The following is a 23,390-nucleotide window of genomic DNA, read 5'->3' on the forward strand; positions in this document are numbered from 1 at the left end:
AGCCGTTTTAAACTTCAAGATTTTCAAAGGGAAAGTATGTCATTTAATACAATTTCGGTCGTTGGCTTGGGTTACATTGGGTTGCCAACAGCAGCGATGTTTGCCTCTCGCAAAAAGAAAGTAATTGGTGTGGATGTTAATCAGCATGCCGTAGACACAATCAATCGAGGTGAAATCCACATCGTTGAACCTGAACTAGATATGATAGTGCATGCAGCGGTTACTGAGGGTTATCTAAAAGCGACAACAACACCTGAACCTGCAGATGCTTTTTTAATAGCAGTACCTACCCCTTTTAAAAATAATGGCTCAGAAATTCCAGAACCCGATTTAACATATATTCATAAAGCCAGTGAAGCAATTGCACCAGTACTAAAGAAAGGAGATTTAGTTATTCTTGAATCTACCTCGCCAGTTGGTGCTACTGAGCAAATGGTAGGTTGGCTAGCCGCGGCTCGCCCTGATTTAAGTTTCCCGCAGCAAGCGGGAGAAAATGCTGACGTAAATATTGCTCACTGCCCAGAGCGTGTATTGCCTGGGCATGTAGTTCGTGAGTTGGTAGAAAATGACCGCGTAATTGGAGGCATGACAGCAAATTGTTCTGCTCGAGCTGTAGAGTTATATAAAACCTTTGTACAAGGCGAGTGCGTAATTACTAATGCTCGTACTGCTGAAATGGCAAAGCTAACAGAGAACTCGTGTCGTGATGTGCAAATTGCTTTTGCTAACGAGTTATCTATTATCTGCGATAAATTGGATATTGATGTTTGGGAACTAATCTCCTTGGCTAATCGCCACCCACGTATTAATATTTTGCAACCAGGTCCTGGTGTTGGAGGCCACTGTATTGCAGTAGACCCTTGGTTTATAGTTAGCAAAACACCAGAAGAAGCAAAAATTATTCACACAGCCCGTAAAGTCAACGATGCAAAACCTTCGTGGGTAATTGATAAAGTCAAATTAGCACTAGCAGATTTTTTGCAAGCTAACACATCAAAAACAGCACAGGATGTGACGGTGGCTTGCTATGGCTTGTCATTTAAGCCGAATATTGACGACTTACGAGAAAGTCCTGCTTTAGATATTACTTCTGAATTAGCTAAATTCCACTCAGGTTCAGTTTTCGCTGTTGAACCCAATGTCAGCTCACTACCATCACATGCGAAAAACATTGAATTAGTTACTCTTGAACGGGCGCAACAAGAAGCCGATATTCATGTGTTATTGGTTGATCATAAAGAATTTAAAAATATTGCCCCGATTTTTGATTACTTAGTAGATACTAAGGGAGTTTGGAAATGAACATTGTTGTAACAGGTGGGGCTGGTTTTATAGGCTCTGCGGTAATTAGATTTATTATAGAACACACGCAAAACCGCGTCTTGAACGTAGATAAGTTAACTTACGCAGGTAACTTAGAATCATTGAAAGATGTTGAAAAAAATGAGCGTTACTCTTTTGCTCAAGTAGACATTTGTAATTGCGAAAAAATAGAGCAATTATTTCAGGAGTTTAAACCTGACGCTGTTATGCATTTAGCGGCAGAAAGTCATGTGGACCGTTCGATTACAGGCCCAGCAGAATTTATACAGACTAATATCGTTGGTACTTATACGCTGCTCGAAGCAGCTAGAAAATACTGGCTTGGATTAGAGGGAAATGCTAAAGAGGAATTTATATTCCATCATATTTCCACAGATGAAGTGTATGGCGATTTACCTCACCCAAGCGAAACCAGCGAAGAGTTACCTCTTTTTACTGAGGAAACGCCCTATGCTCCGAGCAGCCCCTATTCAGCGAGCAAGGCTTCAAGTGACCATTTAGTGCGTGCTTGGCAACGTACTTACGGTTTACCGACAGTCATAACTAATTGTTCAAACAATTATGGCCCATACCACTTCCCTGAAAAACTGATTCCATTGGTGATTTTAAACGCCCTAGAAGGCAAAGAATTACCCATTTATGGTCAGGGTGACCAAATTAGGGATTGGTTATTTGTAGAGGATCATGCGAGGGCTCTATACAAAGTTGTTACTGAAGGGGTAAACGGGGAAACGTACAATATAGGTGGTCACAATGAGAAGCAGAATATCGAAGTAGTGAGAGCAATTTGTGACTTGTTAGATGAATTTAGGCCGAAAGAAACTAAGTACTCAGAACAAATAGTCCATGTATCTGACCGCCCTGGTCATGACAGGCGATATGCAATTGATGCGTCAAAAATGGCGGAAGAGCTGTCTTGGAAACCATTAGAGTCTTTCGAGACAGGGCTGCGCAAAACTGTACTTTGGTATTTAGAAAATCAAGTGTGGTGTGAAAATATTCAAGATGGCTCTTATCAAAGAGAGCGCTTGGGCATATTGGAAAATGGAGATAGATAAAATGAAAGGGATTGTTCTCGCTGGAGGTTCTGGTACCCGCCTTTATCCGCTGACTCGTGGTGTATCTAAGCAATTGTTACCTATATATGATAAGCCGATGGTGTTTTATCCAATATCTACACTGATGTTAGCGGGGATCAAAGATATTTTAATTATAACAACACCTGAAGATCAGGCGTCATTTAAGCGATTACTTGGTGATGGTTCAGATTTTGGTGTTAATTTAGAATACGCAATTCAACCAAGCCCAGATGGTCTAGCTCAAGCTTTTATTATTGGCGAAGAATTTATTGGAGATGATAGCGTCTGCTTGGTTTTAGGAGACAATGTCTTCTACGGACAATCCTTCTCAAGTTCATTGAAACGCGCAGCTGAGCGTCAATCTGGAGCGAGTGTGTTTGGATATCAAGTGAAAGATCCTATGCGCTTTGGCGTGGTTGAATTTGATGAAAATATGAGGGCGGTTTCAATTGAAGAGAAGCCAGAAGTACCAAAATCAAATTATGCGGTTACAGGCCTGTATTTTTATGACAACCAAGTTGTAGAAATGGCGAAAAAGGTGAAGCCTTCCGCTCGAGGTGAGCTGGAAATCACATCGATCAACGAAATGTATCTGGATGCAGGTCAACTTAACGTGGAACTACTAGGGCGAGGGTTTGCTTGGTTAGATACTGGTACTCATGAGAGTCTACATGAGGCTTCATCCTTTGTGCAAACGATAGAAAATGTTCAGGGGTTGAAGGTGGCTTGTTTAGAAGAGATCGCATGGCGAAACAACTGGTTAAATGATACTGAATTGTTAGCTTTGGCTGAACCGATGATGAAAAATGAATATGGCCAATACCTTTATCGCTTGGTAAACGATAAGAAACTAAGAGAAAGTTAATAGGCATATGAGGATTTTGATTACAGGCAGGCAAGGACAAGTGGGGACTTGCCTTACTGAAAAGTTATCTCATGAAGCGAGCTTTGAAGTCTTAGCCCTAACAAAAACGGAATTAGACATAACAGATCAAGCTCGAGTCAATGAAGTAGTTTATGATTTTTCTCCAAATATAATTATCAATGCTGCTGCTTATACAGCTGTTGATAAAGCGGAAGAGCAAGTGCAATTAGCTTACGGAATTAACCGGGATGGACCTAGTTATCTCGCAAAAGTTTCTCAGCAAATTGGTGCAACTCTATTACATATTTCTACTGACTATGTATTCGACGGTAATAAGCTCGAAGAGTATGTTGAAACAGATGCAACAAAGCCTTTAGGTATTTACGGGCAGAGTAAATTGGCTGGAGAACTAGCAGTTGCAGAGTTTTGTGAGAAACATATTATCTTGAGAACCTCTTGGGTTTTTGGTGAATATGGAAATAACTTTGTCAAAACAATGTTAAGAATAGGTGCAGTCAGAGAGCAATTGAATATCGTTGGAGATCAATTCGGTGGTCCTACTTATGCTGGAGATATTGCAGACTCACTTATTGAAATTGCGAAAAAGATCGAGAAAGATAATGAAATTCCATATGGCGTTTATCACTTCTCGGGTCTCCCTCAGCTGAGCTGGTATGAATTCGCTGATTTTATTTTTGAGCAGGCAAGTGCTCAAGGAGTTATTACCAGTAAACCCATCTTAGGAAAGATCAGCACCGAGGAATATCCAACTCTGGCTAAGCGTCCGGCCAATTCCAGATTAAAGGTTGATAAGTTAACAGAGTCTTTTTCAATTGAAGCCAGCAATTGGAAAGCGGCGATGAGTGACCTTAAAAAGTATATAGGTTAAAAGTATGCAAGTAATAGACACTAGGATCCCTGATGTAAAAATCATTGAGCCAAAAGTTTTTGGCGATAAAAGAGGATTCTTTATGGAAACTTGGAATCAAAAAGAGTTCGAGAAACATGTAACTGGATATCCTGTAAAGTTTGTCCAAGACAACCATTCAAAGTCTAATAAAGGTATATTGCGCGGTCTACATTTTCAGACCGAGAATACACAAGGGAAGTTGGTACGTGTAGTATCAGGTGAAGTTTTTGATGTGGCTGTAGATATTAGAATTGACTCTCCAACATATGGTGAATGGGTTGGTGTGTATCTCTCAGCAGAGAATAAAAAGCAACTTTGGATACCTGAAGGCTTCGCACACGGTTTTTATGTTACCAGTAATGATGCCGAGTTTGTTTATAAATGCACTGACTTTTATAATCCTAAAAGTGAAGTTTCAATAGCTTGGAACGACCCATTCATAAATATTGATTGGCCAATAGTCAAGTCACCTAAGCTCTCAGAAAAAGATAGTTTAGCGAAACCTTTAAAATTAGTGCTGGGATAAATATGGAAGTTAAAAGAATTCACCTTCAAAGCCATGGCGATGAAAGAGGAGCTCTAGTCAGCATAGAGCAAAATAAAAATATCCCCTTTAAAATTAAGCGGGTCTACTACATTTATGATACACAAAAAAGTGTTGTTAGGGGGCTTCATGCACACAAAGAACTTAAACAAGTTGCTATCGCTTTGAAGGGGTCCTGTAAGTTCATTTTGGATGATGGTAATGAGAGGGCGGAGGTCTTATTGGATAGTCCTAGTTCAGGGCTTCTTATAGACTCATGTATTTGGCGAGAAATGCATGACTTCACTGATGATTGTGTTTTGTTGGTGATTGCAAGTGAACACTACGATGAAGACGATTATATTCGTGATTATACTCAGTTTAAAAAGGTGGTAGCTAATTATGCTAATAAGTAAAACTATTCAAATGCGGCTCATAACTGAAGATGATGCTGAGTTTATCACTGAGCTTAGGAGCGATGGTAAATATAATACTTATCTTTCAAAATCTGATACGAGTGTAGAAGCACAAAAAGAATGGATTCGAGCTTATAAATTGAAAGAGGTTAATAAAGAGCAGTTTTACTTTATTATAGAAAGATTGGATGGTACTAAATGCGGAACTGTTCGCATCTATGATATTAAAGAGGACTCATTTTGTTGGGGGAGTTGGATCCTTAATCATAACAAAACTAGATATGCAGCAATTGAAAGCGCTTTATTAGTATACCAATTTGGTTTTGAGTTTTTGGGCTTTGCTAAGTCTCATTTCGATGTAATGAAAGGTAATGAAAAAGTCGTTAATTTCCACGAGAAGTTTGGTGCAGTCGTAATTGATGAAGATAAAGATAATTTGTACTTCAATATCTCTAAAGATGCCGTTGAGAAATGCAAAGAAAAGTTCGGTGGTATTATATGAATAAAAGTGCACTTGTAACTGGGGGAACCAAGGGGCTTGGTCTCGCCATTGTGGAATGTTTGAAAGAACACTGTCAAACGGTGATCGCTACATACAACACTACGCCTCCAAATGTCGAATTTCCAAATGTACTATTTAGGAAAGTTGATGTAACAGATCAATCATCCTGTGACGAGCTTTTAAAAAACTTAGACGATGAAGGTATTTATCCAAATATACTGGTTAACAATGCGGGTGTTGTAAAGGATGTAATGTTCCATAAAATGGACAGAAGTGCGTGGAACGAAGTGTTAAACGTCAATCTAAACTCAATCTTTAACCTGACACAGCCAATTTATAGCCGGATGAGACAAGAGGGGTTTGGCCGTATAATAAATATCTCCTCAGTCAATGCTAATAAGGGCCAGATTGGCCAGGCAAACTATTGTGCATCTAAAGCAGGTATTCAAGGTTTTACAAAGGCACTTGCTTTAGAAGGTGCTCACAAAAATATCACTGTGAATACAATTTCACCGGGTTACTGTCAGACAGACATGCTTACATCGATGAAACCTGAAGTACTTGAGCAAGTGATCAATACAATCCCAGCGAGACGCTTAGGGAAGCCTGAAGAAATAGCACATTTAGTTGCATATTTAATTTCTGAAAACGCGGGGTATGTGAGTGGTGCAAACTTCGAAATAAACGGCGGCTTGTATAGTTCTTAGGTTTGGTAGATAGAGATGATTCCATTTTTAAATTTAAAAGAAATAAACAACAAGTATTCCCAAGACTTGAAAGATGCTTGTGCGCGAGTTATCGACTCAGGTTGGTATATCATGGGAAAAGAGCTAGAAGCATTTGAACGTGAGTTTGCACAATACTGTGGTGTACAACATTGTATCGGTGTTGCAAATGGTTTGGATGCCTTAACGCTTACCATTAGAGCTTGGAAAGAATTAGGTAAACTCAAAGACGGCGACGAGGTGATTGTTCCCGCAAATACGTATATAGCGAGCATTCTATCGATATCTGAAAACAATTTAGTTCCTGTATTAGTTGAGCCGAATGAGGAAACCTTTAATCTGTGTCCAGAAAGCGTCGCGGCGGCGATCACTTCAAAGACTAAAGCTATTTTACCAGTGCACCTATATGGCTTGATTTCGCCGATGAAAGAGTTAATGGACATTGCTAAGGACCATGGCTTATTGGTACTTGAAGATTGTGCTCAGTCTCATGGCGCAGAAATTAACAGTGTGAAATGTGGTAATTGGGGAGATGCAGGGGCATTCAGTTTCTACCCTGGGAAAAACCTTGGCGCTTTGGGTGATGCCGGTGCGATAACAACGAATGACTCAGAACTTGCCGAAGTATTACGCGCCCTCAGAAACTACGGTTCGTACAAAAAGTATGAAAACAAATACATAGGTGTAAATAGCCGCCTCGATGAAATACAGGCTGCAATGCTCAGAGTAAAACTTGCGTATCTAGATGAAGAGACACAAGGTCGTAGAAGCGTCGCTCAGTATTATTTAGAAAATATCCAAAATGAGCTGTGCATTTTACCAAAGTGGCCTGCTACTGACGAACATGTATTCCACTTGTTTGTTATAAAAACATCCCATAGAAATGCGTTAGAGCTACACTTACGTGAATGTGGTGTGCAGTCACTCATTCACTACCCAATTCCTGCGCATCAGCAAACTGCTTATGAGGGGTGTTTTGACAACAACCTGCCATTAACAGAAAAGATTCATGAGCAAGTATTAAGTTTACCAATGGATCCTACTCTTAGCACCAACGATCTTAAAACTATTGTTAGTGCTATTAATGGCTTTAAAGCGTGAAAAAGCTATTAAAAGTAACGTCTCTTACTGCATTATTAACGTTATGTAGAATGTTGGCCGGTTTTATCGTTGCAAAGGTTGTGGCGGTGCAGACCGGTCCTGCTGGTATTGCAATGCTAGGGCAAATACAAGGCTTTGTCTCGGTAATAACTGGGATCGCCAATTCCCCATTGGGAAATGGAATTGTTCGCTATACAGCTGAAAAACAGCAAGATGGTCTAGAAGAATGCGCGGTTTGGTGGAAAGCTAGTTTTGGGTTGCTTATCGGTTTGTTATCGGTCTCTGTGCCATTATTAATTGTTTTTTCCAACTCTATATCTAACTGGCTTTTTTCACAAAGTGGATATCAATACTTAGTAATTATTGCGGTTTTATTACTGCCCTTTAGTGCTGTAGGAACAGCGATAAATTCCGTTACTAACGGTATGCAGCAATACAAACGCTATGTTTTTTTGGGCGCGTGCTCATTAATCGTAAGTACTTCTTGCATGCTTATCCTTGTCATCAAGGGGAAAATACACGGAGCTCTACTTGCTGCTGTAATGCAATCTGCGTTAATTGGCTTAACTATGTGCATCTTGTCACTAAGACAACCTTGGTTTCGTGCAAAGTACTGGTTTGGTAACATTGATAAAGAAGCTAGTAAAGTAATGCTTGGTTTTGCTTTTATGGCATTGATCACAGCATTAACTGTGCCTGTATCTCTTATTTTTATAAGAAATTTACTCGTCGACAATATGGGGTGGGAAGTCACAGGGCAATGGCAAGCTGTGTGGAAGATCTCTGAGGTTTACTTAGGGGTTGTTACTATGGCCATGGCGACGTATTACCTTCCTAAATTGGCCACATTAAAAGGGAAGAAAGCGATTTTGACAGAAGCATTTATGGTTTCAAAGGTCATTATTCCAGTGGTTATACTCATTGCTGTTGGCATTTATGTTTCACGCGACTTATTGATTTCTTTACTCTTTACTAATGAGTTTTCAGATGCAAGCGAATTCTTTTTGGTAAAACTTATCGGTGATGTAGTGAAAATTGTGTCATTTATTTTTGCTTATCCAATGATTGCCAACAAAAAGTTTAAGTTGTACATAGGCTCAGAGATATTTTTTAGTGTAAGCTTGGTTTTGCTCTCCTATTTGCTTATTCACGACTTTGGGGTGAATGGTGTTAACTTGGCTTATTTAGTAAATTACTTACTGTATATCGTCTTTCTGTTTTTCTCTTATAACAGAATTTGTAAGTAGTCTTGATGTTTATTTTGAAAGCTAGTAGGCCTAATTGTTTATGACTATTGTTTTTTTCTACCCCAGTAAAAATATTGGTGGCGTACAGACTTTGTTTTTACGACTAGGTGAAGCTCTAAAAGATAGCTTTGACATCGTGTATGTAGATGTAGAAAACGGTTTTTACTCTAATTCAGGTGTGCAAAGCTTCGCGCGAATTGTAAAATATGAAGGACAATTTGACAGTAGCGAGTATAGTGATCCCGTTATTGTCACTCCACCAAGTGAAATAATAAAAGCAAAAAACTACTTTTCAGGTAACGAAAAGGTTTTTTTCTGGCACGTCCACCCTTACAATACAATTAGCACTTTTCCTGGTTTTAATTTCTTTAACAAGTTAAGTAAAAGAACGATTAAACTACTGGTTAAAACATTGTTGCTTTCTCAACACAGAAGTTTAAAAAAGACGTTCGGGAAAGCGCTCGACGCGAATGCTTTAATGTTTATGGATGGAACAAATAAAGACTCATTTCATTATTTTTTTGACAAGTGCGATAGCGCTGGATTATTACCAATACCAGTGGAATGTTCAGCAACTTTTGAAAAAAGCCAGTGCCCAAATAGACCTGAGAAGGAAATATTAGTTTGGGTGGGTAGGGTAGAGCATTTTAAATCTCCAATTTTGGATTATATTCTAAACAAGTTTTTAGTTAGTTCATTAGATAAGAACCATGAATTTCATATTGTTGGTGATGGACAAGACCTAGAACGTTTTAAAAGCATGTATAGCCATAATACCTCAATAAAGTTCATTGGCAGCTTGCAACCTGCTGAGTTACAACAGCTCCTTGAGTCTGATATAAAACTTTCATTCTGTATGGGGACGTCAGCGTTGGAGTGTGCTAAAGCAGGAATTCCTTCAGTGCTTGTCGATGCGTTTTATACAGCTGTTCCAGACAACTACAAATTTAAATGGTTGTATGAAAGTAAAAACTTTAGCCTAGGAGAGGTTCTTTCCAGTAAGCCTGTTGATAATGAGTGTGGCAGAGAATTACATGCTTTGCTTGAGGAAGTAGAAAATAATGATAACTTTGTCGCGAAGCAGTGTTTTGATTATGTCGCGCAGAATCACAATATTGAAGTTGTTAAGAAACGTTTGGTAAATGGTCTGCGAAATTCAAACCTATATATTGAAGATATAGGCCGTATTGAAAGTACCATGATCTATCGGCTTTATGGTTGCCTTAGAGATAGGGCACAAATATTGACAAAGAAATAATGGGGCAGAAATGAGATTAAATTTACTTGCTCTTAATGTCTCGTTACTTTTAATTGGACAATTTTTTATATCGACATTTTTGGCAATATTAGGCAACCCAGTTCCTATTAGCTTTTTTACTTACCTACTATGTAGTGCTTTAATTTTTTTCGGTCTGGTAAGTGGTCATAAAGCTATATTAAATAGAAACTTTTCTTTATCTAAAGAAATGTTGTTTTTTGTTATAATTTTAGCCTCCTTCTTTTTGCAAAGCATGGGAACTTACCCTCAAGATAAATTGGTGCTAGTATGCTACTTGGTATTTACACCTTTAGTTTTGATTCATATCTCTGTTACTCTGAGTCCTCCAGAAGCAATTAATGATCTGAAAAGATATTTGAAGTTCTTCTCCTATTTTTCCGTTTGGTGGGCTTTTTCACTCTATATTTTGGGTTTTCACGAAAACTATAGTGGTGAATCCAGAATAACCTTTTATGGAATTGACAACCCTATTTGGACTTCTAGGTATATCGCAGTTTTTGTGATCGTCCTTTTCTTCACCACAACAAGTAAGTTTAAGTTACTATTTTGGGTGACCACATTGGTTGCCGTGTATCTAATGATTCAAACTGGAACTCGAAGTTCTTTTCTTGCTGTGGCCGTGGCGCTTTTACTGAGTTTTGGTAAAAGGGTAATCAGTGCTAAAACTTTTTTTATATTGATTATATTAATCGTTTTTTCCTATTTTCTAATGGTTTACGTGGGAGGACGTTTATCAATAGGCGGTGCGGAATATTCGATTATAGCAAGAACAACTGCATATAACGAAGCGCTAATGTATATAGCCAATCAACCGTGGACTGGTTATGGTTTTGGGAATTATTCTATCGTCACAACTGGAGTTGATGAAAGAAATTATCCTCATAACCTGCTTATTGAAATCGTTTTCGAGCTAGGACTATTTGCAGGGGTATTATGTATGCTTTACATATTTATAATGCTCAGAAAAAAAATGTCTGGGCTTGAATGTTTGTATGCAATTTTTGTATTTCACCTAGTTAATTCTTTTTTTAGTGGTGATTTTCAAGGGAATAACCTTCTGTTTATTTCTGGTTATATATTATCTGGTGTTTATTGTTCATTAAAGCGTGGGGAAAGTAGAGTTGATTTTGTATCTAACTATAATGGAAAATAGTGAGGGGAATGCTATACATGAGAATCAGATTATGCCCATATCTGATATTGATGATGTAAGCTTTCTTTTTCTAACACCTGCCATTCTCTTGAACAAAAAAGGTGTTAAGTTTTCTTTTTCTAGAAGACAAGGAAAAAAAGTAAAAGATGTGAAGGTGCCATTCCCTTCTTATTTCTTTTACATGACACCTTTTTTGCTACCTTTGTTTTTAATTTACAGTGTGCCTATTGTCGCTTTTCATATGGCTAAAAAAGATACTAAAGTCGTGCATTGTAGAAATTACTTGTCTACATTAGTTGCTGTTTTTTGTAAATTATTTATCAGAGATCTAAAGATTATCTCTGATCCCAGAGGAATTTACCCTGATGAAGGTGCGATCATTAAAAGGTGGAAGTTTGGTGGTTTTAGCTATTCGATCTGGAAGAGAATAGAAACTTGGATGTTTCAGAAAGTCGATAAGGTATTTTCTTTAAGCGAGGGGATGTCAAAATATGTCGAGTCATCAATAGATAATTCAGATTTCATCCCTGCAATGGTAGATGAAAGCAGATTCAAATTCTCTCAAGCAGATAGAATTGAAGTCAGGTCAAATCTGAATATAAAGGATGACGAAGTCGTTTATGTGTACTGTGGTTCAATCGGATTATGGCACAATGTTAAGCTTTTAGCAGGTGCGATTACTGCTCATCATAAAATGCATAATGGTAGCTATAAAGTGTTGATTTTAGGTGGTGCTGATTCGACGAAAACGCAGTTAATGGACTTTGGTATTGAGAATATCTTACAATTGACAGTCAAACCTGAAGAAGTGTCAAAGTATCTGTCATGTGCAGATATAGGTGTGTTACCAGGGCAGGTTCAATCGGATATATATACTAATACTATGCAAACGATGATCTCATCAAAAGCTGAAGAGTATTTGGTAAATGGGCTTCCCATCCTTTGTAATACTCAGATTACAGAAGTAATGAAGATCTTGAAGCAAAAGGAACTAGATATTGCGTTTTGTAGCAAAAACATGCTTATTGAAACGGGCTCAACGTTCAAATCAAATTTGGAAAAAAGGAGCCAAGATTCGGAGTTTTATTCATCAATGTTTTCCAAGAGCGTCATTTTAGAGAAGTATAATAGGAGTTACGAATGCCTCTGTCGTTAAGTGTTTTAGTTGTGAATTATAATGGGGATAAGTTTATTAAAGAAACTATATCATCATTCTTTGAGGCAATTAAAAACAGAAAGTTTGAAGTCGAAATGCTTATTTTGGATAACAATTCGACAGATAACTCCACGTCAGTTCTTAGTGAAATAGAAAGGGAAGCAAAATGGCCTGTGAAATTCTATTATGGTGATGACAACATAGGGTTTGCAAAAGGGTGTAACTTTCTTGCCAAAGAAGCCAGTAATGATGTGGTTTTTTTGTTAAATAATGATACGAAAACATTATGCTTAGATAAGTTTTGCCATTTACTTGAGAATGAACAACTAGATAATAATGCTATAGGGACTGTAAAGATTTTGAATAATGATTTAACTATTCAAAATAATATCTTTTCTTTTCCGAGCAAATTAAAGTTAGTTTTAGAGCTATTTCTGTTAAAGCATAAGCTAGTCTCATTAATCGGTAGAAAAAATACAAATATTACCGCTGATACTGATTTTCAAAATCAGTACTTTAGCGGTTGTGTTTTATTTTTACCTCGAAAGCTATATTTGGACTTTAATGGTTTTGACCAAAGATTCTACTTTTACCATGAAGAATGTGATCTATTCATGCGCCTTGATGCATCTGGAGAAGGTGTAAAGAAGGTTTATTTAGAGGATGAAATAGTTCACTTTGGTGGCGGGGGAGGGGAAATAAGCGATTTCGCTTTCGTCGCATATTATGAAAACTTGTTTAGGCTTTTCTTTTACAACACTGGGATAAGCTATCTTTGCTTGAGTAAGTTGTTCAAAATTGCTTTTAAATTTAGGAATTTTTTATCGAAAATGGGAATAGGCTATCGTTACTCACCGTTTTCAACAACTTATAAAGGGCTTTCCAATAGAAGCTCGCAAGATGTTCTGAAGCTCAATGAACGTATATTAGATAAAATTCAAGATAAAGAAAATTTTAGATAGAGATTACATAGATGAAAAAAGCACTAATTACAGGTGTAACGGGTCAGGATGGCTCTTACTTAGCAGAGTTTCTACTTGAAAAAGGCTATGAAGTTCACGGTATTAAACGTCGCGCTTCGAGTTTTAATACAGAGCGTGTAGATCATATCTATCAAGACAGACATGAAGAAAATCCCAATTTTTTCCTTCATTATGGCGACCTAACAGATACTTCAAACTTAACTCGTATTCTTAAAGAAGTACAACCTGATGAGGTTTACAACTTAGGTGCCCAAAGCCATGTAGCCGTATCGTTTGAGGCACCAGAATATACTGCTGATGTAGATGCTATTGGTACATTACGTCTATTAGAAGCAATCCGTTTTCTTGGATTAGAGAAAAAGACTAAATTCTATCAAGCTTCAACGTCTGAGCTTTATGGTGAGGTACAAGAGATCCCGCAAAAAGAGACTACGCCTTTTCACCCTCGCTCACCTTACGCTGTCGCGAAAATGTATGCGTACTGGATTGCGGTAAATTACCGTGAATCTTACGGTATGTATGCATGTAATGGTATTTTATTCAACCACGAATCGCCTCGGCGTGGTGAAACGTTTGTAACGCGTAAAATCACGCGCGGTCTTGCGAACATCTCACAAGGTTTAGAGAAGTGTTTATATCTAGGTAATATGGATGCATTACGTGACTGGGGTCATGCAAAAGATTATGTTCGCATGCAGTGGATGATGCTTCAGCAAGATACACCGGAAGATTTTGTAATTGCGACAGGTAAACAAATCTCAGTAAGAGAATTTGTGTCTCTATCAGCAAAAGAGCTGGGTGTTACGCTTGAATTTATTGGTGAAGGTGTTGATGAAGTAGCGACAGTGGTTGCGATTGAAGGTGATAACGCACAGGCGCTATCAGTAGGTGATGTGATTGTGCGTGTAGATCCGCGTTACTTTCGTCCAGCAGAAGTTGAAACATTGTTAGGCGATCCTACTAAGGCGAAAGAGAAGTTAGGTTGGGAGCCAGAGATTACTGTAGAAGAAATGTGTGCAGAAATGGTCCAACATGATTTAGCTAAAGCGAAGCAGCATGCATTATTGAAGTCTCACGGCTATGATGTGAGTGTTTCAGTAGAGTAACCTCAGAGCAGTAAGTCAGAAATAGAATGATAGCCCAGCTTATGCTGGGTTTTATAATGGATAAAGAAATGAGTTCTAAAACAGTTTTTGTCGCAGGTCATAATGGTATGGTTGGCAGCGCGATAGGTAGAAAGTTAAAGCAATCTGATGATATTAAGGTTATTACAAAAAGCAGAGCGGAGTTAAACCTGTTGGACCAACAGGCGGTTCGTGAATTTTTTGAAGAGTATCAAATAGACCAGGTATATCTTGCTGCGGCAAAAGTAGGTGGGATTGTAGCGAATAATACTTACCCTGCAGAATTCATTTATGAGAATTTAACGATTCAAAATAACATCATTCATAGCGCGCACTTATCTGGTGTTAATGATTTGCTGTTTTTAGGGTCAAGTTGTATCTACCCTAAATTTGCAGAGCAACCAATGACAGAAACGGCACTGTTAACGGGTATTTTAGAGCCTACTAATGAGCCTTATGCGATAGCAAAAATTGCAGGTATCAAACTGTGTGAATCTTATAATCGTCAATATGGTCGTAATTATCGCTCTGTCATGCCAACTAATTTGTATGGAGAAAATGATAACTTCCATCCAGAAAACTCTCATGTTATTCCAGCACTGATACGTCGTTTTCATGAGGCAAAGTTGGCAGGTGATGACAAAGTGGTTGCATGGGGTACAGGTAAGCCGATGCGAGAGTTTTTGCATGTAGACGACATGGCTGCTGCATCAATACACGTAATGAACTTAGATTCAGAAACATACAGTGCAAATACACAAGAGATGTTAAGCCATATAAATGTAGGCACAGGCGTAGATTGTACAATTAGAGAGCTTGTTGAAACAGTTGCGAAAGTAGTTGGTTTTGAAGGTGCTATAGAGTTTGACGTGACTAAGCCTGATGGTACGCCGCGTAAATTGATGGACGTGTCTCGCCTTAAGTCACTGGGGTGGGAATATAGCGTTTCCTTAGAGGCAGGTTTAAAAGATACATATGAATGGTTTTTAGCGAACCAAGATAACTTTAGAAAATAATAGAGAACACAGGATGTTTCTAGACAAAAATACGTTTTCGACAGTAATAGAAAGCGCGCCACTTGTTTCAATCGATTTTGTTATATTAGATGAAAATAACCAAGCACTGTTAGGTGAGCGGCTAAATAAACCAGCACAAGGGAATTGGTTTGTGCCTGGAGGACGGGTTTTGAAAAACGAATCGCTTGCAGAAGCATTTGAAAGGTTAACTCAAGAAGAACTTGGCGAGGCATTTTCACTATCAGAAGCAAGTCTTTTAGGGCCTTATGACCATTTTTATGATGACAACGTCTTTGGTTATGGCTTTAGCACCCATTATGTTGCCATTGCTTATATCCTAAGGCTGAGCAAACCGCTAAATGACTTACCACATGATATTCAACATGGTAAATATCAATGGTTCGATATAGACAGCCTATTAAAAGATAAAAAAGTCCATAAGCATACAAAATGGTACTTTGAAGCATTACAGAATACATAGGGATAACGAATATGATACTTCCAATCATCATGGCGGGCGGTTCAGGCACACGTTTATGGCCATTGTCACGCGGTAACTACCCAAAACAATTTTTAAAATTGCATGGTGAAAACACCATGCTGCAAGAGACTATTTTAAGATTAAATGGTCTTGAACACGCACCTGCAATGTTAATTTGTAACGAAGAGCATCGCTTTATTGCCGCAGAGCAAGTTCGTCAAATAGGTGTGGCGCACAGTGGTATCTTCTTGGAGCCTGTGGGTCGTAATACGGCACCAGCTATTGCGTTAGCAGCCTTTAAAGCATTTGAAAACAGTCAAGATGCATTATTACTAGTTTTAGCTGCTGATCATGTAATTGAAAACCAAGCTGCTTTCCAAGAAAGTGTTAACAAAGCAAAATTGTTAGCAGAGCAAGGTAAATTAGTGACCTTTGGTATTGTCGGCAATACCCCTGAGACGGGTTACGGTTATATAAAGCGTGGTGCTGAAGTTGAGCACGGCTTTGTTGTTGATAGTTTTGTAGAAAAGCCCAACCTTGAAACGGCACAAGGGTATATTGCCAGTGGTGATTACTACTGGAATAGCGGCATGTTTTTATTCAAGGCAAGCCGTTATCTCGAAGAGTTAAAAGCATTTCGTCCAGATATTTATGAAGCGTGTGAAAAAGCGATTCAAGTACAAAATAATGACATGGACTTTGTGCGTGTAGATAAAGAGGCGTTTGAAGCTTGCCCAGATGAATCAGTTGACTATGCAGTAATGGAACACACAAAAGATGCAGTTGTGGTGCCTATGGATGCAGATTGGAGCGATGTAGGTGGTTTTGCTGCCCTTTGGGAAGTGTCTTCACAAGATGAAAGTGGAAATGCTTTTATCGGTGACGTTAAATCTGTTGATACAAAAAACACGTTAGTATTTGGTGAAGACAAGTTGGTTGCCACTGTAGGTGTTGAAGACTTAGTCATCGTCAATACCAAAGATGCTGTATTAGTTGCGCACAAAGACGAATCTCAAAAAGTAAAACAAATCGTTAGCCAATTAAAAGCGGACGAACGCTCAGAAGTTAAATTCCACCGTGAAGTATATCGCCCTTGGGGTAAATACGACTCGGTAGATAACGGTGAGCGCTTCCAAGTAAAACGTATTACGGTTAAACCAGGTGCAAAGCTATCAGTGCAAATGCACCATCACAGAGCTGAGCATTGGATTGTGGTTTCTGGTACTGCAAAAGTACAAATTGATGATACAGAGCAGTTTGTCACTGAAAATGAATCAGTATACATTCCTATTACTGCGATTCATGCACTAGAAAATCCAGGTAAAGTAGATTTAGAACTTATTGAAGTGCAGTCTGGCTCGTACTTAGGTGAAGATGATATTGTGCGCTTTGAAGATCGCTATGGTCGAGTGAATAAGATAATTCACAAAGAGGTTTAAAGGCGCAAGCTGCACTTATGAGGGGAAAGGTACTCGGCCTTTAGGTGAGTCACCATGAATTGGATGTATTTACAGTTCGTCACCTTAAGCTTGCAACTCGCAGTTGTTACTTCCTTCTTGTACGAATTTTTAAAAGGTTTTATATGGAAAATAAATTAATTTGTGCCGAAGTTATCGCAGAAAGTGGTATTGCTTTTGGTACTAGTGGTGCACGTGGGCTTGTTGAAGATTTCACACCAGATGTGAGTGCAGCCTTTGCTATAGCCTTTATCATAGCGATAGAAAATGCATTTACCTTTGATACAGTGGCAATTGCGATAGATAACCGTCCAAGTAGTTATGCAATAGCTCAGGCGTGTGCAACTGCATTAAAACAACGTGATTTAAAGGTTGTATATTATGGCGTTATTCCAACGCCTGCTCTTGCTTATAAAGCCATACAAGATGGTATGCCCTGTATTATGGTAACAGGTAGTCATATTCCATTTGATCGAAATGGGCTTAAATTTTATCGCCCAGATGGTGAAATTACAAAAGCAGATGAGCAAGCTATTTTAGCTAGTTATGCTTCATTCGAAGCTCTGCCGCAATATTTATCAGAATTACACGATAATCCAGGTGCAAAAACGGCGTATAGCCAGCGCTATTTATCACTCTTTAATACAGATGCTCTAAAAGGTAAAAAAATAGGTATTTATGAGCACTCAAGCGCAGGGCGAGATATTTATAAAGCTTTATTTGAATTGCTTGGTGCGGATGTTTTCAGTTTAGGCCGAAGCGATGAGTTTATTCCGATAGATACAGAAGCGGTATCAGATGAAGACAAAAAACGCGCATTAAACTGGTCAAAAGAGTATAACTTTGATGCTATTTTATCAACAGATGGTGATGGAGATCGCCCACTAATTGCAGATGAACACGGCAATTGGCTAAGAGGTGATATTTTAGGTTTATTGTGTAGCCAGTTACTCAACATTGAAGCACTTGCAATACCTGTAAGTTGTAACACTGCAATCGAACTGTCTAAAAGCTTTAAACAAGTTAAGCGCACAAAGATTGGCTCACCTTATGTTATTGCTGAGTTTGAACAGTTAGGTGAGCAATACTCTTCGATTGCGGGTTTTGAAGCGAATGGCGGTTATATTTTAGGGTCTTCTATAGATGTTAACGGTAAAAAACTAGCTGCTCTTCCTACCCGGGATGCTGTATTACCAGCAATTTTATTATTAGCTGAGCAAGAACCCATATCAAAACAGTTAACTAAGTTACCAAACCGCTTTACGGCAAGCGATAGATTACAAAATTTTGCCAGAGAAAAAAGCCTTGATTTGATTGCTGAGTTAGAAAAAGACGCGAGCTCTTTTTTAGTTAAATTAGGGTACGAGTTAGAATATACAGTTGATTTAACCGATGGCTTACGCATAACGATGGAAAATGGAGATATTGTACATTTAAGGCCTTCGGGTAATGCACCTGAATTGCGTTGTTACGCTGAATCGAACTCTGAAGAGACTGCTAAAAACTTAGTAGTTGCTACTTTTAGGATCATTAGTGGTTAGAAAAAAATGAAAGTTTCAATAATTACAGTTTGTTATAACAGCGCAGAAACCATTGAAGATACGATAAAATCAGTGTTGTCTCAGAATTATCAAGATATAGAATATATAGTCATAGATGGTGGTTCAAGTGATGAAACGTTAGATATAATTGATAAATATCAAGATCGAATAGCTACTATTGTTAGTGAGCCTGACAAAGGTATCTATGATGCCATGAATAAAGGAATTAAAAAATCTACTGGTGATATTGTGGGTATTTTAAACTCTGATGACTTTTATGAATCAGAAGACGTAGTTTCTAAAATAGTATGTTGCTTTGATTCAGAAATAGATGTTGTACATGGAGATCTTATATTTGTTAAGTCAGACAATTTAGAAAAAGTAACTCGTTTTTATTCATTGCCTAATTTTAAACCATGGAAGTTGAGATTTGGTTGGATGCCACCTCACCCCGCAACATTTATTAAGAAGTCTGTTTACGATATATATGGCTTATATAAAGTTAACTATAAAATATCAGCAGACTATGAAGCTTTTGTTAGATTTTTATTCGTTAACAAAGTTAACTATAAGCACATAAGTAAAGTTTTGGTGCGAATGCGTGATGGCGGAGTAAGTACTTCCGGTCTAAAAAGTTCAATGACTTTGAATAAAGAAATTGTGAGAGCATGTTGCGAAAATGGGGTTTACACTAATTTATTTTTCTTAACTTTAAAATTACCTTTTAAGTTGTTGGAGCTTCTAAAGAGACCTAAAGCTAATGAATAATGTATTAATTACTGGTGCTACAGGTTTTATTGGCAAGAATTTAACGAAAATAATTAATGATAGCTATTCTTTAAAGTTACTGAGCCGCTCAGGTATACAGGGAGAGAATCACTATAATGCAGATATAGCTGAGGATACTGATTACTTAAATTTATTAAATAACGTTGAAGTTGTTGTACATTGTGCTGCGAGAGTTCATATTATGGACGATTTGGTAAAGGAACCGTTGAGTGAATTTAGAGCAGTTAATACAGCAGGCACACTTAATTTAGCAAAACAATCAGCTCAAGTTGGCGTGAAGCGCTTTATATTTGTTAGTACCATAAAAGTGAATGGGGAAAGTACAACAGGAAAGTCAGCGTTTACTTCATTAGATACACCAAAACCGGAAGATTTTTATGGTGTTTCTAAGTCAGAAGCTGAATTATTGCTAATGGAGCTTGGTAAGCAAACAGGTATGGAGATTGTTATAATTCGCCCTCCACTTGTTTATGGAGAAGGTGTGAAAGCTAATTTTGCATCTTTAATGAAACTTGTTAGTAAGGGGTTGCCATTACCGTTCAGATTAATAAACAATAACAAGCGCAGTTTAGTATCTGTTTATAACTTGGTGGATTTAATCAAAGTGTGTATTGAACACCCGAAGGCCGCTAATCAAATTTTTTTGGTGAGTGATGATAACGATATATCAACTGCTGAGATGGTATCGCTCATGGCGAGAGTGCAAAGTAAGCCAAACCTTTCACTACCCGTGCCTTTATGGTGTTTTAACCTAGTTGGTAGGTTGTTTGGTAAGCAAGAAGTCGTTGATCGATTAACCGGGTCATTGCAAATAGATATAACTCACACTAAGAACACTTTAGGTTGGAAACCTCCTTACTCTATCGAGCACGGTTTCAAACTTTCAGCTAAAAATTAAGACATGGAATATTTAATGATACGTTTACTCGACTTTTTATTTGCCTTGTTTGGCCTTTTGTTCGCATTCCCTTTCTTGGTTATTTTATACGTTATTGGTCTCTTTGATACTGGCTCACCAATCTTTACTCAAGAGCGTGTAGGTAGAAATAAAAAACCATTTACTTTAGTTAAGTTTAGAACGATGAAAGTGGATACGGCTTCTGTGGCAAGCCACCTTGCGAGTTCTTCTTCGATTACACCATTTGGGCATTTTCTTCGCAAAACAAAACTAGACGAGCTTCCACAACTTTGGAATGTACTAAAAGGTGAAATGAGCTTGGTAGGCCCGCGCCCTGGTCTTTACAATCAAGAAGAGCTCACATATGCGAGAGAAGCTAAAGATATATATTCGGTTAGGCCTGGAATTACTGGTCTCGCGCAGGTGAATGAAATCGATATGTCTACCCCTGAATTACTTGCGATAACAGATAGGAAAATGATTGATACTTTGACAGTGGCTAACTATTTTAAATATATAGTAATGACCGCAACTGGCAGTGGGTCAGGAGATAGAGTTGGTAAACACTAGTTTAAGATGTTCTCTGTCTTAAACTTAAGCTTCTTCATATTTTCCTCATACATTTTTGCTACTTTTGTGTATACTGCAACATGTACTATGCTTTAGTTCGTCTGCGGTTTTAATTCGGATTGGAATAAAAAGGGAACACAATGGATAGTTGGTTTCGCGCCTTACTTGGCGCTTCTCGTAGCCAAAAACGACTTCTCACGCTCGTATTAGATTCAGTTTTTATAGTCTCAGCCTTTTGGTTAGCGCTTATTGTTCGCCTTGATAGCTTTGCACCACTGGCTAATTTTAAAAACTGGTTAATCCTCGCGTTATTACTCCCCATGAGTTTGGTGATATTTGTAAAACTTGGTTTATATCGTGCAGTGCTCCGTTACGTTGGGGCAAATGCCGTAGGTGCTGTTGTACTTGGTACAGTTATTAGTACCGTGATTTTAGTGTTGTCTTCATTTTTTACGCAAACCGCTATCCCTCGTACTATGCCCTTTATTTATGCGTGGTTGATGATACTTTCAGTGGGGGGATCGCGTATTTTGGTAAGAGCACTTATTTGGCGATTAACCTCATTTACTAAAACCCCAGTGGTTATTTATGGCGCTGGAGATGCAGGCCGGCAGTTAGCTACTGCGCTAGCAACAGGTCCTGACTATTATGTTACGGCGTATCTAGACGATGACGCTACCAAACATAATGCGATTATCCAGGGGATCCCCGTTGTCGCCTTTGACGAAATCTATAATTTGATAGATAAAAAGCGAGTAAATAAGGTTTTGCTTGCTTTACCAAGCGTATCGCGCTCTCGCCGTAAAGAAATACTCACTAAGTTAGAAAAACTACCGCTCGAGGTGATGACGGTGCCAGGTATGGCAGACGTTATTGACGGTAAAGCGCAGCTTAATGATATAAAAGAAGTCGAAATCGAAGACTTATTGGGCAGAGACCCAGTAGCGCCACAAGCAGAGCTGATGGCTGCAAATATAGAAGATAAAGTCATTATGGTAACCGGTGCCGGCGGTTCTATAGGCTCCGAACTATGTAGGCAAATCATATTAAATGGACCTAAAAAGCTGGTGCTTTTTGAGGTGTCCGAGTATGGTTTATATAGCATTGAAAAGGAGCTGAATCAGCTTGCATTGAATAAAGGCGTATCATTGGAAATAGTACCTGTTATGGGGTCGGTGCAACGTATCAACCGTATTGAAACTTGCATGAAAGCCTTTGGGGTGCAAACTGTCTATCATGCCGCGGCCTACAAGCATGTACCGCTTGTAGAGCAAAATGTTGTTGAGGGTGTTCGTAATAACGTATTTGGTACTTATTACACAGCTAAAGCCGCTATTAACGCGGGAGTAGAGACTTTTGTATTAATCTCTACAGATAAAGCGGTGCGCCCCACAAATGTAATGGGTGCAACCAAGCGTATGGCAGAGTTAGTGTTACAAGCCTTGGCTGAAAGTAAAGTAACGTCTAAAAATACCCGCTTTTGCATGGTACGTTTTGGTAATGTACTTGGCTCTAGCGGTTCAGTTGTGCCTCTATTCCGTAAGCAAATTAAAGAAGGTGGACCAATTACCTTAACGCATAAAGATATCACCCGGTTTTTTATGACCATACCAGAAGCTGCGCAGTTAGTTATTCAGGCGGGTGCTATGGGTAAGGGTGGTGACGTATTTGTGTTAGATATGGGTGAATCTGTTAAGATCAAAGACTTAGCGACCAAAATGGTGCATCTTTCTGGCCTAGAGGTAAAGTCAGAGTCAAACCCTCATGGCGATATCGAGATCGAATGTACAGGATTGCGACCAGGTGAAAAGTTATATGAAGAATTATTGATTGGTGACAATGTAGAAGAGACCTCTCATCCACGGATCATGACGGCCAACGAGGTAAAACTACCAATGGCAGAGCTAGAGTCTTTTATGAGTGCAATGGACACGGCTTGTCATAATTTTGATCATGAGCTTATTCGTAAATTGTTGCTAGAAGCACCTACAGGTTTTAATCCTACAGATGGTATTTGTGATTTGGTGTGGAATGAAAAACGCCAAGTACTTGAAGTCGAGCGTGAGTCCGAGCTGAAAGTGGTTAACTTTAGAAACGTGTAACATGCTTATCGCGGGGTTATACATTCGTAGCGGCGACTCTATGTCGCTATGTCGCGACGATCTTTCTCGGGCTAAACCCGCTGCTACGAGGTTGGGTTTTTCTATACTTCATTGTAGGATATCTACATAACACTTATAACGGTGGCTGAG

23 protein-coding genes are annotated in these 23,390 nt (G+C 38.6%); all 23 read left to right on the forward strand.

All coding sequences use genetic code 11. From position 1 onward, the window contains the following. Positions 1-36: 36 nt before the first annotated feature. Positions 37-1,302 (forward strand): UDP-N-acetyl-D-mannosamine dehydrogenase, encoded by a 1,266-nt coding sequence (gene wecC, locus CWC29_RS01070; protein ID WP_138522249.1) that lies wholly within the window; start codon positions 37-39, stop codon positions 1,300-1,302. Beyond that, complete coding sequence (rfbB, locus tag CWC29_RS01075) at positions 1,299-2,381, forward strand: dTDP-glucose 4,6-dehydratase (protein WP_138522251.1); 1,083 nt, start codon at positions 1,299-1,301, stop codon at positions 2,379-2,381. Before wecC ends, rfbB begins: the two co-directional genes overlap by 4 nt. A gap of 1 nt (position 2,382) precedes the next feature. Further along, positions 2,383-3,267, forward strand: coding sequence for a glucose-1-phosphate thymidylyltransferase RfbA (gene rfbA, locus CWC29_RS01080; RefSeq protein WP_138522253.1), 885 nt, complete (start codon positions 2,383-2,385; stop codon positions 3,265-3,267). Between the two features lie 7 nt (positions 3,268-3,274). Further along, positions 3,275-4,156 carry a dTDP-4-dehydrorhamnose reductase gene (gene rfbD, locus CWC29_RS01085; protein ID WP_138522255.1) on the forward strand — a complete coding sequence of 294 codons (882 nt, stop codon included), beginning with the start codon at positions 3,275-3,277 and terminating at the stop codon, positions 4,154-4,156. 4 nt (positions 4,157-4,160) lie between these two features. Beyond that, complete coding sequence (rfbC, locus tag CWC29_RS01090) at positions 4,161-4,703, forward strand: dTDP-4-dehydrorhamnose 3,5-epimerase (RefSeq protein ID WP_138522257.1); 543 nt, start codon at positions 4,161-4,163, stop codon at positions 4,701-4,703. Positions 4,704-4,705: 2 nt separating this feature from the next. Then, positions 4,706-5,116 (forward strand): sugar 3,4-ketoisomerase, encoded by a 411-nt coding sequence (locus CWC29_RS01095; RefSeq protein ID WP_138522259.1) that lies wholly within the window; start codon positions 4,706-4,708, stop codon positions 5,114-5,116. After that, a complete protein-coding gene (locus CWC29_RS01100; RefSeq protein ID WP_138522261.1) occupies positions 5,103-5,618 on the forward strand; it encodes a GNAT family N-acetyltransferase in 516 nt (171 codons plus the stop codon). Before CWC29_RS01095 ends, CWC29_RS01100 begins: the two co-directional genes overlap by 14 nt. After that, positions 5,615-6,325: a 3-oxoacyl-ACP reductase gene (locus CWC29_RS01105; RefSeq protein WP_138522263.1), complete on the forward strand. Its 711-nt coding sequence runs from the start codon at positions 5,615-5,617 to the stop codon at positions 6,323-6,325. Before CWC29_RS01100 ends, CWC29_RS01105 begins: the two co-directional genes overlap by 4 nt. A 15-nt stretch (positions 6,326-6,340) precedes the next feature. After that, positions 6,341-7,444, forward strand: coding sequence for a DegT/DnrJ/EryC1/StrS family aminotransferase (locus CWC29_RS01110; RefSeq protein WP_138522265.1), 1,104 nt, complete (start codon positions 6,341-6,343; stop codon positions 7,442-7,444). Then, positions 7,441-8,691 carry an O-antigen translocase gene (locus CWC29_RS01115; protein ID WP_138522267.1) on the forward strand — a complete coding sequence of 417 codons (1,251 nt, stop codon included), beginning with the start codon at positions 7,441-7,443 and terminating at the stop codon, positions 8,689-8,691. The genes CWC29_RS01110 and CWC29_RS01115 overlap by 4 nt, the downstream gene beginning before the upstream one ends. A gap of 40 nt (positions 8,692-8,731) precedes the next feature. Next, positions 8,732-9,949: a glycosyltransferase family protein gene (locus CWC29_RS01120; protein WP_138522269.1), complete on the forward strand. Its 1,218-nt coding sequence runs from the start codon at positions 8,732-8,734 to the stop codon at positions 9,947-9,949. Positions 9,950-9,959: 10 nt separating this feature from the next. Further along, entirely contained in the window at positions 9,960-11,123 is a 1,164-nt protein-coding gene (locus CWC29_RS01125) for an O-antigen ligase family protein (protein ID WP_138522271.1), read from the forward strand. Next, entirely contained in the window at positions 11,113-12,279 is a 1,167-nt protein-coding gene (locus CWC29_RS01130) for a glycosyltransferase family 4 protein (protein ID WP_138522273.1), read from the forward strand. Before CWC29_RS01125 ends, CWC29_RS01130 begins: the two co-directional genes overlap by 11 nt. Continuing rightward, on the forward strand, positions 12,264-13,241 hold the full coding sequence (locus CWC29_RS01135; RefSeq protein ID WP_138522275.1) for a glycosyltransferase: 978 nt from the start codon (positions 12,264-12,266) through the stop codon (positions 13,239-13,241). The genes CWC29_RS01130 and CWC29_RS01135 overlap by 16 nt, the downstream gene beginning before the upstream one ends. A gap of 11 nt (positions 13,242-13,252) precedes the next feature. Beyond that, a complete protein-coding gene (gene gmd / locus CWC29_RS01140; RefSeq protein ID WP_138522277.1) occupies positions 13,253-14,368 on the forward strand; it encodes a GDP-mannose 4,6-dehydratase in 1,116 nt (371 codons plus the stop codon). Positions 14,369-14,436: 68 nt separating this feature from the next. After that, on the forward strand, positions 14,437-15,402 hold the full coding sequence (fcl, locus tag CWC29_RS01145; RefSeq protein ID WP_167815406.1) for a GDP-L-fucose synthase: 966 nt from the start codon (positions 14,437-14,439) through the stop codon (positions 15,400-15,402). 13 nt (positions 15,403-15,415) lie between these two features. Beyond that, on the forward strand, positions 15,416-15,883 hold the full coding sequence (locus CWC29_RS01150) for a GDP-mannose mannosyl hydrolase (RefSeq protein WP_138522281.1): 468 nt from the start codon (positions 15,416-15,418) through the stop codon (positions 15,881-15,883). Between the two features lie 11 nt (positions 15,884-15,894). Beyond that, the gene (locus CWC29_RS01155; protein ID WP_138522283.1) at positions 15,895-17,322 is read left to right on the forward strand and encodes a mannose-1-phosphate guanylyltransferase/mannose-6-phosphate isomerase; all 1,428 of its coding nucleotides are present in this window, start codon (positions 15,895-15,897) and stop codon (positions 17,320-17,322) included. A 143-nt stretch (positions 17,323-17,465) separates the two neighbouring features. Beyond that, complete coding sequence (locus CWC29_RS01160) at positions 17,466-18,881, forward strand: phosphomannomutase (RefSeq protein ID WP_138522285.1); 1,416 nt, start codon at positions 17,466-17,468, stop codon at positions 18,879-18,881. A 6-nt stretch (positions 18,882-18,887) separates the two neighbouring features. Further along, the gene (locus CWC29_RS01165; RefSeq protein ID WP_138522287.1) at positions 18,888-19,649 is read left to right on the forward strand and encodes a glycosyltransferase family 2 protein; all 762 of its coding nucleotides are present in this window, start codon (positions 18,888-18,890) and stop codon (positions 19,647-19,649) included. Next, entirely contained in the window at positions 19,642-20,568 is a 927-nt protein-coding gene (locus CWC29_RS01170; RefSeq protein ID WP_138522289.1) for a UDP-glucose 4-epimerase family protein, read from the forward strand. The genes CWC29_RS01165 and CWC29_RS01170 overlap by 8 nt, the downstream gene beginning before the upstream one ends. 15 nt (positions 20,569-20,583) lie before the next feature. After that, positions 20,584-21,138, forward strand: a complete 555-nt coding sequence (locus tag CWC29_RS01175; RefSeq protein WP_138522291.1) for a sugar transferase — start codon at positions 20,584-20,586, stop codon at positions 21,136-21,138. A 140-nt stretch (positions 21,139-21,278) separates the two neighbouring features. Next, positions 21,279-23,240 (forward strand): polysaccharide biosynthesis protein, encoded by a 1,962-nt coding sequence (locus CWC29_RS01180; RefSeq protein WP_138522293.1) that lies wholly within the window; start codon positions 21,279-21,281, stop codon positions 23,238-23,240. The last annotated feature ends 150 nt before the right edge of the window (positions 23,241-23,390 follow it).

Source organism: Pseudoalteromonas galatheae (assembly GCF_005886105.2).
Classification (GTDB): Bacteria; Pseudomonadota; Gammaproteobacteria; order Enterobacterales; family Alteromonadaceae; genus Pseudoalteromonas; species Pseudoalteromonas galatheae.

Bases quoted from the DNA above. Each gene is read 5' to 3' on its own strand.
- wecC (WP_138522249.1), top strand. From the start codon at position 37: ATGTCATTTAATACAATTTCGGTCGTTGGCTTGGGTTACATTGGGTTG.
- rfbB (WP_138522251.1), top strand. From the start codon at position 1,299: ATGAACATTGTTGTAACAGGTGGGGCTGGTTTTATAGGCTCTGCGGTA.
- rfbA (WP_138522253.1), top strand. From the start codon at position 2,383: ATGAAAGGGATTGTTCTCGCTGGAGGTTCTGGTACCCGCCTTTATCCG.
- rfbD (WP_138522255.1), top strand. From the start codon at position 3,275: ATGAGGATTTTGATTACAGGCAGGCAAGGACAAGTGGGGACTTGCCTT.
- rfbC (WP_138522257.1), top strand. From the start codon at position 4,161: ATGCAAGTAATAGACACTAGGATCCCTGATGTAAAAATCATTGAGCCA.
- CWC29_RS01095 (WP_138522259.1), top strand. From the start codon at position 4,706: ATGGAAGTTAAAAGAATTCACCTTCAAAGCCATGGCGATGAAAGAGGA.
- CWC29_RS01100 (WP_138522261.1), top strand. From the start codon at position 5,103: ATGCTAATAAGTAAAACTATTCAAATGCGGCTCATAACTGAAGATGAT.
- CWC29_RS01105 (WP_138522263.1), top strand. From the start codon at position 5,615: ATGAATAAAAGTGCACTTGTAACTGGGGGAACCAAGGGGCTTGGTCTC.
- CWC29_RS01110 (WP_138522265.1), top strand. From the start codon at position 6,341: ATGATTCCATTTTTAAATTTAAAAGAAATAAACAACAAGTATTCCCAA.
- CWC29_RS01120 (WP_138522269.1), top strand. From the start codon at position 8,732: ATGACTATTGTTTTTTTCTACCCCAGTAAAAATATTGGTGGCGTACAG.
- CWC29_RS01125 (WP_138522271.1), top strand. From the start codon at position 9,960: ATGAGATTAAATTTACTTGCTCTTAATGTCTCGTTACTTTTAATTGGA.
- CWC29_RS01130 (WP_138522273.1), top strand. From the start codon at position 11,113: ATGGAAAATAGTGAGGGGAATGCTATACATGAGAATCAGATTATGCCC.
- CWC29_RS01135 (WP_138522275.1), top strand. From the start codon at position 12,264: ATGCCTCTGTCGTTAAGTGTTTTAGTTGTGAATTATAATGGGGATAAG.
- gmd (WP_138522277.1), top strand. From the start codon at position 13,253: ATGAAAAAAGCACTAATTACAGGTGTAACGGGTCAGGATGGCTCTTAC.
- fcl (WP_167815406.1), top strand. From the start codon at position 14,437: ATGAGTTCTAAAACAGTTTTTGTCGCAGGTCATAATGGTATGGTTGGC.
- CWC29_RS01150 (WP_138522281.1), top strand. From the start codon at position 15,416: ATGTTTCTAGACAAAAATACGTTTTCGACAGTAATAGAAAGCGCGCCA.
- CWC29_RS01155 (WP_138522283.1), top strand. From the start codon at position 15,895: ATGATACTTCCAATCATCATGGCGGGCGGTTCAGGCACACGTTTATGG.
- CWC29_RS01160 (WP_138522285.1), top strand. From the start codon at position 17,466: ATGGAAAATAAATTAATTTGTGCCGAAGTTATCGCAGAAAGTGGTATT.
- CWC29_RS01165 (WP_138522287.1), top strand. From the start codon at position 18,888: ATGAAAGTTTCAATAATTACAGTTTGTTATAACAGCGCAGAAACCATT.
- CWC29_RS01170 (WP_138522289.1), top strand. From the start codon at position 19,642: ATGAATAATGTATTAATTACTGGTGCTACAGGTTTTATTGGCAAGAAT.
- CWC29_RS01175 (WP_138522291.1), top strand. From the start codon at position 20,584: ATGATACGTTTACTCGACTTTTTATTTGCCTTGTTTGGCCTTTTGTTC.
- CWC29_RS01180 (WP_138522293.1), top strand. From the start codon at position 21,279: ATGGATAGTTGGTTTCGCGCCTTACTTGGCGCTTCTCGTAGCCAAAAA.